Genomic DNA, 12,380 nt, shown 5'->3' with positions numbered 1-12,380 from the left:
ACATTCTATTCAATATGGCTAAGCAGCTCTTTCGGAACTTCGATTTTCATCCGGAGTAAATTGGTGCCGAAGCACTTCCCTAGATTATCGACACGGATGGATGTCGATCCTCCTCCATTCAATGCATCTTTCAAAATGAAATTGAAAGCGTGGATGGCGGGGACATCATGGCGGATGACCTCCCCTTTCACCAGCCCTTGAAAATGCTTCTTCACTTTTTCGGCTGTCACCTGTTCGGAAAATAGCTCATACCAGTTTTCATCGGAGGCGAATAATCCGACATTCACCGTATTTCCTTTATCGCCGGATCGTGCCTGGGCGACATCGCTTAAAAGGACTTCATACATATGTCCCCACCTCTTCCACTATGATTTCCACTTGGTTTTCCACCACTTCCCTCGGGATGAGGGCAGACCACATGCCAAGCAGCTGCCTAGGGGGGATATTCCCATGGAAAGCGCCGGCAGATGGAGGGCCATTCAGAAACAGGGGAGGAAACAGACGGGCCAATCGTGCTGCATCTTGCCTCGTTTTTGCCCTGACGGCCATTCGCAAATACACCTCGTTCAACTCTTTATCCGGTTCTTTTGCAAGGGGACCGTGCAAGGAATCATATCCCAGGTAACTCGTCTGGATCTCTTCATATTCCAAACCGGCCCTTTCGATTTGCTTGCGTATGATTTCATCGGACTTCCTTGCTTTTTTCAAGGCGTCCGGCCATGAAAATCCGACGATTGCTTGGCCCATGTAGCCATCTTCATAACCCATCACGATCTTTAACTCGTCAGGCCTCGGTTTTCCTTTGACGCCGCTCACTTTCACTCGATTGTCCCCACAATTTTCAAGCTTCACTTGGGTGACATCTACAATGACATCCGGTGTCACATACGCAGACGGATCATGGATTTCATACAGCATCTGCTCTTTCACTGTATCCACGCTCACCAAACCGCCACGTTCCTCCACTTTCGTCAAGATGAAATCACCTGTTTCATCGACTTCCGCAATCGGATACCCTATTTCCTCCATCCGTTGGACTTGCTCCCAGGAGCCACTGAAATTGCCTCCCGTCGATTGGGCGGAACATTCCAACAGATGACCCATAAACACGCCACTGGCAAGGCGGTCCCAGTCCTCTTCAGACCAGCCGAACTCATAGATCAGCGGGGCAAGAAACTGTGCCGTATCCGTCGTCCTCCCTGTGACGACGACATCCGCCCCCTGTTTAAGCGCTTCCACAATTGGCATCGATCCAAGATAGGCGTTTGCAAACATCAATTTCTCTTTCACCTTCCCGATCGGTTCACCCGTTTCCATATGGTCGAGGGAAATACCTTGTGCCGTGAGGTCATCGATTTGCCCAATCAAATCATCCCCAGTCACGACCGCCACTTTTAAATCATCCAATCCCAACTCTTTGGCAATCCGGATGACCTCTTGCTGTGCCCCGATCGGATTGATTCCTCCTGCATTCGTCAATAATTTAATCCCTTTTTGCTTCACATAAGGCAGCAAAGCTTTCATCGAAGTAGTAATGTCGCGCGTGTATCCGAGATTTTCATTTTTTTGCTTATCTTTTAATAGAATGGCCATTGTCAATTCGGCGAGACAATCAAAACTCATGTAATCAACATCTCCATATTTGGCCGTAGCGATGGCAGGTTCGATGGTGTCCCCGTAAAAACCTTGCGCGGCCCCTATCCGTATTTTTTTCATAGTTACTCATCTTCCTTTCTATATAGGTTGAAATAAATAACTTCTTCTAACCGTTGATTTCCGTTTCGAGCGGACGCTTTCCGCGGGCACGGCTTCAGCCAATCGAACAGCGAAGGGTTCGATTGGCCTTAATTTCTGCGTACTTTGTAGAAATTAAGGCATCCCCCTTTATGACGGCCTTCGCTGGAGTCGCCGCTCTGCACTCCAATCAACTAATAGGTAAAATATTAAATTCAACTTATATATTATTTTTCAAGGATGATGACAGGATCTCCTTCTTGGACGAAATCTCCTTCCGCCACCTTTATCTCCTTAACGGTCCCTGTATCTGCGGCTTCGATCGGCACTTCCATTTTCATGGATTCCAAAATGACAACGACGTCTCCCGCCGATACGGTTTCCCCTTCCCGGACTTCAACTTTCCACACACTTCCACTCATCTGAGATCGGATTTCCATCGATTGCTCCTCCTTATTTTCCTGACCATTCAGGTCTCCTTTTTTCGAGAAATGCGGAAGCGCCTTCTTTTAAATCCTCGCTTTGAAAGGACACAAGCCGCAAAGTCGACAAATAATCGAATGACTTCATAAAATCCATCTGTTCGGTTGTAAAATAGGCATCCATCCCTAAGCGGACTGCCAGTGGACTATGCGAGGCGATGTTTTTCGCAAGTGCCCATGTCTCCTCTTCCAACTGGTCATGTGGGACAACCCGGTGAACCAGGCCGTATTCTTTCGCCCTTTCAGCGTCCATCATTTCAGCTGTCAGCATCATTTCCATGACACGCCGGTTGCCCACCGCGCGCCTCACCCATGGCAAGATGACAAAAGGGACAAGGCCAAGCGACAACTCGGTCAACCCTAACTTTGCCCGATCCGAAGCAATCGCGATATGCGACATTGCCACAAGACCCGTCCCCCCTCCAAGCGCGGGACCGTTTACGGAAGCTATGATCGGCGTTTGGACCTCCGCGCCTAACTTGAACAGTTCCGTGCTTTCACGACCTTCGCGATGAAGTTGAGGAACCGGTTTTGTAAAATTCTCTTTGAACTCATTCAGGTTACCACCCGCAGAAAATGCCTTCCCCGCCCCCGTCACGATAATCGCATGGACATCTTCGTCCCGGTCCGCTGTGCGGATGGCCTCCGCTAACTCATCTGTTAGTCGGGCGGTGAGGGGATTACGCATCTCTGGAAGATTCAGCGTGATTTTGGCTATATGTTCGCTCACTTCATACAATATGGTTTCAAAGTTCACGTTTATCACCTCGCTTTCCGTAATAATTACACTGGATGGATGGCATTCCGTTTTTCATACTTCGTCACGCGTTTCGTCCGATATAATTTGAATCGGCGGATCAGTTCCGGACGCAGTTCATCAAACCCGACCAAATCGTCAATAATCAGCTCCGAAGCAAGTTTGAAAATATCGATGTCATCGGTGTACTCCTTCCTTTTCTCACTTATGAATGCAGGCCGTTCCTCTTCCGGAAGTTCCATGATCTTATTGAAATAAACCGCATTGACCGCAGCTTCGGGACCCATCACTGCAATTTGCGCGCTAGGCAGGGCCAGTACAGAATCCGATCCAAAAGCCGGGCCCGCCATCGCATAAAGCCCTGCACCAAAACATTTGCGCACGACAATCGAGATGATGGGCACGCTCGCTTCGGACAATGCTGAAATCATCTTCGCACCATGCCGGATGATTCCGTTCTGTTCCACTTTCGATCCGATCATATAACCCGGTACATCGGATAGGTAAAGCAATGGGATGTTATACGCATTACAGATCATGATGAAACGGGCTGCTTTGTCGGGGGAGTCGACGAATAATGTGCCTCCCTTCACTTTGGATTGGTTGGCGATAATCCCTGTCACTTCCCCATTCAACCGAGCAAATCCGGTAATCAATTCAGGGGCGAACAGTTTTTTATACTCCAGCCAACTCCCCTCGTCGATCACTTGGTCGATCAGTTCATACATATTGAAAGGTGTATTCGGATTCAGCGGGATGATCTCCGCGATGCTTCGTCCATTCACCGGATTGGCTCCTTCTTTCTTCGGGGCTTTCTCCTGCCAATTTTGGGGCATATATTCCAAATAACGCTTACAAAAATCGATTGCCTCCTCTTCGCTTTCCACAAGCACGTCTCCCAATCCGCTTACGGAGCAATGCATTTTTGCTCCACCCATTTCGTCCATCGTCGTCTTTTCCCCGATCGCCATTTCCACCATTCTCGGAGAACCTAAATAGGCGCTTGAATTTTGTTCGATCATGACGACCAGATCAGAAAACGCCGGAACATAAGCGGCACCTGCGGGCGATGGGCCGAATAACACAGTGATTTGCGGGACGACTCCCGATAATTGGATCTGATTGTAGAAAATTCTTCCGCCGTGACGTTTTCCAGGGAACACATTTAACTGTTCGGTTATCCGTGCGCCAGCGGAGTCAATCAGATAAAGGATTGGAATCTTCAAATCGGCAGCCTTCTCTTGGATACGAATATTTTTTTCAACTGATTTCGGACCCCAAGATCCGGCCTTCACTGTGGAATCCGCTGCTAAAAAACAAACGGGACGACCGTTGATCTCTCCTATTCCCGTGATACAACCATCCGCTGGAAGAGACGGATCTTCACTGTTTACAAAAACCCCATCCTCCACAATCGAGTTGGGATCGAATAGTTTTTCCAAACGTTCCCGTACGAATAATTTTCCCTGTTCCTTATTTCGCGCATGATATTTTTCCAAGCCGCCTTTTAAGATACGTTCTTTTTCCGAATAATAGCGTTGATAATCATTCCGCAATTCTCTCACCCCTATTGGACAAATTTTGCTTTTCACTATATTTCATTGCAATTTCTGTGCCAACCCTTCAAAAGCCTGAACGCATGGCAAACGTCCCAAAATTCACATGACGATTTCCATTCACTTGTGCACATCGCTTAACAACTGTCTGAAAATTAACACACTTGTATTGATTCTTCGCTATAGCTTCCTTACAATAGAGATGTGACTATTTCTTTTAAAAACTTGATAGTTACAAAGGAGCGCATACCATTGCTAGTTCAGCAACTCTACTCTTCCAATTTTATTGAAGTAACTAGAGAAAGCACTGCAAGAGAAGTAATGAATTGTTTTTTACAGGAGCAACAAGATCTTGCTTGCGTCATTGAACACGGACAATTGCTTGGTATCGTCACAAAATATGCCTTATATCGCCTACTTCTGAAAAGTGAGTCCCTCGATACGACAATTGGGTCGGCCATGATTCAAAGCGTCGTCACAGTCAACGAAAAAGACAGCGCTTACGACGCGAAGGATGTTTTGGTCGAGAAAGGTATCGGGCATGCCGTCGTTCTCGATGACAGGGGAAATGTAACAGGAGTCATGGCAAAATCCGAATTGATCAAGGGATTGATTACAAGTACGCATATTGTGGCCAACCGGTTGAAAACACTGGTGGACCATTTACAGGAGGCTGTCCTCTCCGTGAATTTGGACATGCGGGTGACATCGCTGAATACCAGCGCACTGACACTGCTCCAACTGGTTGAAGAAGAGGTGATGGACCGGTCGATTGCCCAGTTTTCCTCCGATCTGTCCGCTGGTTTCCGGGAAGCCATCCAAACGGAGAAAAGTTATATAAAACGATTGTATTTTCCAAACGCCACGACGATCGCATCGTTCATCCCGATCAGGGAGTGGACATCCATCACCGGAGCCATGGTCGTCCTGAAGGATGTAACCGATTACGAAAATGTCGCAATGGAATTGGAATCGACGAAAAGAATTGAAAAGATGCTTGATAGCGCACTGGAACTGGCCTATGACGGCGTATTGATGACGGATATGGACGGGAAAATCACAAGAGCCAACCATAGTATCCTTTCCTTCTTCGGTTTCTCTTCCATGAAAGAAATTATTGAACAGCCGATCGATCGGATCATCCCTGAAATCTCTTCCGAAAAAAGTATTTTGCAAAATGAAAGCGTAGAGGGGGAACTGGTCGAAATTCAAAACAAAAAGGCCATTTTATCTCAAATGCCCATCATTCAAGACGGGAAAAAGATTGGCGCCATCTTCAAGTTGATCTTCAAACAGTTGGATGTGTGGAAAGATTTATTGCATCATGTGGACCGCCTTGAGGGGGAAATCTCCTTTTACCGCGGAGAACTGCTGAAAGCCTCTATGGATAATGACCCCTTCGGCCTGCTCATCTCAAAGAGCAAGAAAATCGACCTGTTAAAAAAAGAGGCGTATATCGCTTCGCAAACCTTTTCCAATATATTGATCACCGGGGAAAGTGGCACGGGGAAAGAATTACTCGCTGACGGAATCCACCAATCTTCCGGCCGTCCCGGGGCCTTTATAAAAGTGAATTGCGGTGCAATCCCGGAGGAACTCCTTGAATCTGAGTTTTTCGGTTATGTGGATGGGGCATTTACAGGTGCCAAAAAAGGGGGAAAGCCCGGAAAATTTGAATTGGCGGATGGGGGAACACTGTTCCTCGACGAAATCGGGGACATGCCCTTGCCATTGCAAGTCAAACTTTTACGCGTATTGCAAGAGAAGGAATTTGAACGGATCGGGGATACGAAAACGAGGAAAGCCGATGTCCGTATCCTGGCCGCGACAAATAAAAATTTGTTGGAAATGGTGCAAGCGGGCACTTTCAGGGAGGATCTCTATTATAGGATCCATGTTATCCAACTGCGGATCCCCCCTCTTCGGGAACGTTTGGAAGATATTCCGCTGCTATGCGAATTCCTGTTGGAGAAGTTCAAATTGAAGGCATTTAAACCGATGGAAGGGGTCACCCCAAAAGCCTTACTCCGATTAAGTCAATATGAATGGCCCGGCAACGTGAGGGAATTGGAAAATGTCCTGGAGCGTGCCTTCCACTTTTCCACCGGCAATTGGATTGACGTTGAAAATCTGACACTCGAAACCGCCCAGCCTGACATCCCCAAAGGAAAACCGGTAGTCGAGCCGATATCTCCTTCAAGCGATAAGGGTTTCAATCCAAAGGAGCTAATGGACAATACGGAAAAGTCCCTATTGATACAAGCGCTCACCAAAGCCGATGGAAACCGAACAAAGGCGGCTGAAATCCTAGGCATCAGCCGATCCACTCTGTATCAGAAAATAAAAAAATTCCAAGTGAAAGAGAAATCCCATTTCAATGTAGACCCATGAAGCACCGAACGGGTTGGTTTCGTGCGATTCCCGTCAACAAAAAAACCGGCCAGGTGGCCGGTTTTTTTAGCTGATGGATTCATATAAGTTTTGCACGGGCTTCATCAGAACACGATTCACTTCTTCAATAAGCCCGCTCAACTTCATTTCCGCTTCGAGCATCGCCATGATCTTTGGATTCTGTTGCGCCAGTTGAGCTGTTTTTTGCGCGTATTCCAATTCTTCCGGGGCGATTTCTTCTCCTTGCATCTGTTTCTCCTGGAGGGTCATCTGGATTTTCCGGAAACTTTTAAACAGTTCCAATGCCGTCCCATCTGCCTTTACTTCTTCGATCGCTTCCTGAACCGCTTGAAACTCCGCTGTTTGACGAAACGTCGCTTCCAATTTGTTCAAATCATCATAAATATTCACTGCCATGTTCTCATTTCCCCTCTTATGTTAGATTCGTAAAAAAGACGATCAATCCTTGGACGATACCGATCACGCCACCGAGCAATGCACCAAGAACGGTGATCATTTTAAATTCCCGACGTGAAATGCCGAGGACCAAATCTTCCAATACCGCGACTGGAAATGTATCAACTTGTTCCTTGACGATTTCATCAAGCTTCAATTTGCGAAGCGAAATTTCCAATTGGGCCTCCGCCTGCCGGAAAGCGAAATCGGCAAGTTTCGGAGTGACGTGCTCAGCTGTCCAAGCTGCGCCATCCGCCCAATAATCATGGATGGTTTTATCCAACCGTGCTTCCAAATCCAGTTCCTTCTTAACATATGCTTGGATGGAGGCAAACAATCCATCCCAATCAAATCCGCCGATCAATTCCTCGATAGGGCGCTGTTGCAAACGGGTCCATTCGGTATCGATCAGGTTATATAGCAAATCATACGTCCCCTGCGCCTCGACGAATTTCAACGCCTCCCGCTGAACTTTTCCGACAAGCTTGTCCGAATCACCAAAGAACATGTTCACCATGCTGCCGATCGTTCCTTTAGTCGCCAGAAAATCGTCGATTAATTGCTGGAAGACTAGCTTGCCTTCCGGCGAATCAATGAATCGGCTGGCCCGATTCAAAATATACGTAGTTGCGGGAGCGATCTTTTGCTGCACTTGCTTCTGCCATTCGGAGGGCATCACGTCTTCCAGGGAACCCGTAGTCAATTTGGTCCGTACCGCCAGCAACTGCTCATCGACAACAGCGAGCAGCTTCTGTTCCGTCTTCCCGACCAGATTTTCCGCACCCGCCAACTCGAGCCAATTATGGATCGTCCGGTCGGAATGAAGGACGTGTTCCTCCACTTTCCGTTGGAGGAACTGCTCCGCTTTCCGTTCCATATCCGGAGTCAATAATTTCTTCCGAAACGTATCCGGGGTCAATAAATAATTCGTCACCGTTTTTCCAAGCTGCCTCGCCAATTCATCCCGGCGCTTCGGAATAAGCCCGGGGGTAAACGGCAGGCGCCATTGGCCAATATACTTCGCCTCATGCGGCCGGAATAACATTTTAATGGCTAAGTGGTTGGTAAAACCACCGATCAGCGCACCGATCAAAGCCATGAATAGAATTGTCCATATAAAATTCAATCGCGTCACCTTTTTCCATTCATATCGTTCCAATTATAGCAGAATCGGCCGTAACAGAAAAAGATTAGGGGTTGGCGACGGTCGGGCCTCATTCATCGGTCCGAGGAAACTGCATACAACCTGTCCCACCGCCTTTGCCGCGACAAATAATGCCGCTACGCTAATCATCCCCGAACAGTACAGTGTGGAAACAGTTTCCAAAAACAAGGGGGAGTGATACGATCGATGGACTAAGAGTTGTAAAGGAGGAACAAAATTGGAGAGGGAATTTATCGATCATCTTAATCGAAAAGTGACATTGAACGATTTGCCGCAACGGATCATCTCTTTATGCCCTGCGATCACCGAGACGTTATTCGCCCTTCGAGCAGGCGACCGCATCGTCGGCAGGACGAGGTATTGCATATTCCCGGAAGATCGGGTGAAACAAGTGCCGATCGTTGGCGGGACGAAAGAAATGGACCTAGATAAAATCCGTGCCCTGAAACCTGATTTGATCGTCATGGAAAAAGAGGAGAACACGGCCGAGATGGTGGCCGCTTTGGAGAAAGACTTTCCGGTTTACGTAGCGGAAGTCCAGTCCATCCCAGATGCCTACCGGCTGATCCAGTCCCTCGGGGGATTGACGGGTCGGGATGCCGAAGCTGCCCAGCTCATTGAAGAAATCCGCACCTCCTTTCAAACATTGCCTAAAAGAACCGGGCAACGGGTCGCCTATGTCATTTGGAAAAATCCTTATATGACGGTTGGCAAAGACACATATATCGAATCCGTCCTAAAACAGCTCGGCTTCTCCGTCCCTTTCACCGAAATGGAAGGCAGATATCCCGCCGTGACGGAAGCAGATTTCCAACAGGCGAACTTGGATTTCATCTTTTTGGCTTCCGAACCATTTCCGTTCCGGGAAAAGCATCTGGCAGAATTCCAAAAGATCTGCCCCGAAACGAAAGTGATCTGTGTCGAAGGGGAGATGTTCTGGTATGGGGCACGGATGAAAATTGCCGCGGATTACTTTGAAAATCTAATGATTACATTATTGGAGGAATCAAAAAACGAGAAATCCTGAATGACTCGGGATTTCTCGTCTCTTTGCAAATCAAATCTGTACGTCCTGCGGCGGTTCACCTTTTTTATTCATCACCCGGATCGCCTCCGGAGTGATTTTCAAAATAACAAGGTTCGGATCGTTCGGCCCTTCAAACCACACCTCCATATACTCGTTCCACACTTTGTCAATCATATTTTCCCCTTGTGAAATTTCCACCGTGCCCTGAATTTCCAGAAAAGCATCGCCAAATCCGTCCCCTTCATAGCCAATCAAAATATGAGTATGCGGGTTCTGTTCCAGCTCATCCACTTTTTCCGTCTTCTTCGATGTGACCGTGTATAAAGTGAATCCATCGTTAAAAAATGTCATATAGCGGCTATGTGGCTTGTTCTGTTGCACGGTCGCCATTGTCCCGATATGACTTTCATCCAGGATTTTGCGTGCCGTCTCTTTTGCATCCATGTAAGTTTCCTCCTTTTTATTCCTCGTTCCTTAGTCTTCCTTTCCCTTCCTATCGATAAACATTTTCCGGCGCAAAAAACTCCCGCACAGATTGAACGGGAGTTTCCAAATTATTGTCCTGCCGTCACAGCGGCTTTCCGTTTCGCTTTCGCTTCCAAACGGCGCTGATGCAAAATCGGCTCCGTGTAACCGTTCGGCTGTTCGATCCCTTTGAACACCAGATCGCATGCCGCAGCGAATGCTACGGAGTCATCGTAATCCGGAGCCATCGGTTGATAGATTGCGTCATCCGCATTCTGTTTATCCACGACAACCGCCATCCGTTTCATCGTCTCCATCACTTGCTCTTCCGACACGATGCCGTGATGCAGCCAGTTCGCGATATGCTGGCTGGAAATCCGCAGCGTCGCCCGGTCCTCCATCAAACCGATGTCATTGATGTCCGGAACTTTCGAACAGCCGACACCTTGATCAATCCAGCGGACTACATACCCGAGGATGCCTTGTGCATTATTATCCAACTCTTGCTGAATCTCTTCCGGTGACCAGTTCGTGTCCGGAGCGACCGGAATTTCCAAGATGGCGTCGCGATAATCGATTGTGCTGTCGATCCCCTGCTGAACCGCCTTCACGTCAATCTGATGATAATGAAGGGCGTGCAACGTCGCTGCTGTCGGAGATGGAACCCAAGCAGTGTTTGCTCCGGCTTTCGGATGAGCAATCTTCTGTTCGAGCATCGCTGCCATCATATCCGGCATCGCCCACATCCCTTTACCGATCTGTGCATGGCCCGGGAGACCCGCATCGATACCGACCGCGACATTCGAAGATTCATACGCTGCCAGCCAGTTCGTCGCTTTCATGTCGTTTTTACGGATCATGACGCCCGCTTCCATCGACGTATGGATTTCATCACCCGTCCGATCAAGGAACCCGGTATTGATGAAGGCAATCCGTTCTTTCACTTCATTGATACATGCCTTCAAATTGAGCGATGTCCGGCGCTCTTCATCCATCAAACCGATTTTCAATGTATGGCGTTCGAGTCCGAGAATATCTTCAATCCGATTGAATAACCGGTTCGCAAATGCGGCCTCTTTCGGTCCATGCATCTTCGGTTTAACGATGTAAATAGAACCATGGCGGGAGTTTTTGAACTGCACATCGTCTTTCAAATTATGCTTCGCAATCAATGTCGTAAGGACACCATCGAGAATCCCTTCCGGCACTTCATTACCATCTTGGTCCAGAATAGCGTTGTTCGTCATCAAATGGCCGACATTCCGAACGAACATAAGAGAACGGCCAGGCAATGACAGTTCTTCCCCGTTCGCGGATGTGTACGTACGATCCGGATTCATCCTCCGGGTGATTGTTTTATTTCCACGGGCAAAGCTTGCCTCCAAATCGCCTTTCATAAGGCCGAGCCAATTGCGGTAAACGCCGACTTTATCTTCCGCATCGACAGCTGCAATCGAATCTTCACAGTCCATAAGCGTCGAAAGGGCCGCTTCCAACAAGACATCTTTCACACCGGCCGCATCATCTTTTCCGATGGAATGATTCCGGTCAATCTGGATTTCCAAATGCAATCCGTTATTTCCGAGAAGTACGGCGGAAGGCGCTTCAGGGGCCCCTTGATACCCGATGAACTTTTCCGGGTCCTGCAGACCGACAGCTTTCCCATCCGACAGGGTTGCTGAAAGTTTTCCATCAGCGATTGCATACTGAGTGACCTCCGCATGCGATCCTCCCGCCAAAGGAACGGACTCGTCTAGGAAGCGTTTCGCAAACTGGATGACCTTCGCGCCGCGGACCGGGTTATACTCTACACCCGCTTCCGCCCCTTCCTCATCGCTGATGACATCTGTTCCATACAGTGCATCATACAGGCTTCCCCAGCGGGCATTTGCCGCATTCAACGCATAGCGTGCATTATCGACAGGCACGACCAATTGAGCACCTGCTTGGATTGCAATTTCATCATCTACTTTCGACGTGGACACTTTGAAATCAGCCGGCTTCGGTTCCAAATAGCCGATTTCCTCTAGAAACGCTTTATATTTCGGTAGATCCGTAGATCCTTTGTTTTCTCTATGCCAAGCGCTGATCGCTTGTTGAAGGCGTACACGTTCTTCCAACAATTGCTTGTTCTCTGGAGCAAATTCATGGATGAGTTGCCCGAAATCCGACCAAAACTTCTCTCCATCCTGTTCAATGCCCGGAAGCACTTCTTCATTCACAAAATCATACAGTTCCTTGGAAACTCGAAGCTTGCCTTTTTCTACATAATTTTGCATAGTATCCACCCCTTAACATATTTACTACCACTCATTCTGTTTTATAACAGATTCATCTATTACACTAT

At 48.0% G+C, this 12,380-nt stretch carries 11 protein-coding genes; 2 read left to right on the top strand and 9 right to left on the bottom strand.

Annotation, left to right across the window (positions count from 1 at the left end; translation table 11 throughout):
• Positions 1–5 precede the first annotated feature (5 nt).
• The 5 genes from MKY41_RS18735 to MKY41_RS18715 form a co-directional block, all read right to left on the bottom strand.
• Entirely contained in the window at positions 6–347 is a 342-nt protein-coding gene (locus MKY41_RS18735; RefSeq protein ID WP_340746517.1) for an AtuA-related protein, read from the bottom strand.
• Positions 340–1,716, bottom strand: a complete 1,377-nt coding sequence (locus MKY41_RS18730) for an acyclic terpene utilization AtuA family protein (RefSeq protein WP_340746516.1) — start codon at positions 1,714–1,716, stop codon at positions 340–342. Before MKY41_RS18730 ends, MKY41_RS18735 begins: the two co-directional genes overlap by 8 nt.
• A 245-nt stretch (positions 1,717–1,961) precedes the next feature.
• The gene (locus tag MKY41_RS18725) at positions 1,962–2,174 is read right to left on the bottom strand and encodes an acetyl-CoA carboxylase biotin carboxyl carrier protein subunit (RefSeq protein WP_340746515.1); all 213 of its coding nucleotides are present in this window, start codon (positions 2,172–2,174) and stop codon (positions 1,962–1,964) included.
• 13 nt (positions 2,175–2,187) lie between these two features.
• On the bottom strand, positions 2,188–2,973 hold the full coding sequence (locus MKY41_RS18720; RefSeq protein ID WP_340746514.1) for an enoyl-CoA hydratase/isomerase family protein: 786 nt from the start codon (positions 2,971–2,973) through the stop codon (positions 2,188–2,190).
• A gap of 26 nt (positions 2,974–2,999) precedes the next feature.
• Positions 3,000–4,538, bottom strand: coding sequence for an acyl-CoA carboxylase subunit beta (locus MKY41_RS18715; RefSeq protein WP_445683357.1), 1,539 nt, complete (start codon positions 4,536–4,538; stop codon positions 3,000–3,002).
• 243 nt (positions 4,539–4,781) lie between these two features.
• Between MKY41_RS18715 and MKY41_RS18710 the strand changes: the two genes are divergently transcribed.
• Complete coding sequence (locus MKY41_RS18710) at positions 4,782–6,920, top strand: sigma 54-interacting transcriptional regulator (RefSeq protein WP_340746512.1); 2,139 nt, start codon at positions 4,782–4,784, stop codon at positions 6,918–6,920.
• Positions 6,921–6,986: 66 nt separating this feature from the next.
• Here the strand turns inward: MKY41_RS18710 and MKY41_RS18705 are convergent, their stop codons facing one another.
• A complete protein-coding gene (locus MKY41_RS18705; RefSeq protein WP_340746511.1) occupies positions 6,987–7,337 on the bottom strand; it encodes a YlbF family regulator in 351 nt (116 codons plus the stop codon).
• 16 nt (positions 7,338–7,353) lie between these two features.
• Positions 7,354–8,511 (bottom strand): DUF445 domain-containing protein, encoded by a 1,158-nt coding sequence (locus MKY41_RS18700; RefSeq protein WP_340746510.1) that lies wholly within the window; start codon positions 8,509–8,511, stop codon positions 7,354–7,356.
• Positions 8,512–8,758: 247 nt separating this feature from the next.
• Between MKY41_RS18700 and MKY41_RS18695 the strand changes: the two genes are divergently transcribed.
• A complete protein-coding gene (locus MKY41_RS18695) occupies positions 8,759–9,568 on the top strand; it encodes a helical backbone metal receptor (RefSeq protein ID WP_041071143.1) in 810 nt (269 codons plus the stop codon).
• 30 nt (positions 9,569–9,598) lie between these two features.
• Here MKY41_RS18695 and MKY41_RS18690 read toward each other — a convergent pair whose 3' ends face one another.
• Together MKY41_RS18690 and MKY41_RS18685 are read right to left on the bottom strand one after the other, a co-directional pair.
• Complete coding sequence (locus MKY41_RS18690; protein WP_041071146.1) at positions 9,599–10,012, bottom strand: pyridoxamine 5'-phosphate oxidase family protein; 414 nt, start codon at positions 10,010–10,012, stop codon at positions 9,599–9,601.
• A gap of 110 nt (positions 10,013–10,122) precedes the next feature.
• A complete protein-coding gene (locus tag MKY41_RS18685; RefSeq protein ID WP_340746509.1) occupies positions 10,123–12,312 on the bottom strand; it encodes a malate synthase G in 2,190 nt (729 codons plus the stop codon).
• Positions 12,313–12,380 lie beyond the last annotated feature (68 nt).

This window comes from Sporosarcina sp. FSL W7-1349, assembly GCF_038003045.1.
GTDB lineage: Bacteria > Bacillota > Bacilli > Bacillales_A > Planococcaceae > Sporosarcina.
Note: the sequence above shows the minus strand (reverse complement) of the source record. Positions and strands in the feature narration are given on the sequence as shown.

Excerpts from the sequence above, each read along its gene's own strand:
- MKY41_RS18735 (WP_340746517.1), bottom strand. The coding sequence starts at position 347 with ATGTATGAAGTCCTTTTAAGCGATGTCGCCCAGGCACGATCCGGCGAT.
- MKY41_RS18730 (WP_340746516.1), bottom strand. The coding sequence starts at position 1,716 with ATGAAAAAAATACGGATAGGGGCCGCGCAAGGTTTTTACGGGGACACC.
- MKY41_RS18725 (WP_340746515.1), bottom strand. The coding sequence starts at position 2,174 with ATGGAAATCCGATCTCAGATGAGTGGAAGTGTGTGGAAAGTTGAAGTC.
- MKY41_RS18705 (WP_340746511.1), bottom strand. The coding sequence starts at position 7,337 with ATGGCAGTGAATATTTATGATGATTTGAACAAATTGGAAGCGACGTTT.
- MKY41_RS18690 (WP_041071146.1), bottom strand. The coding sequence starts at position 10,012 with ATGGATGCAAAAGAGACGGCACGCAAAATCCTGGATGAAAGTCATATC.
- MKY41_RS18685 (WP_340746509.1), bottom strand. The coding sequence starts at position 12,312 with ATGCAAAATTATGTAGAAAAAGGCAAGCTTCGAGTTTCCAAGGAACTG.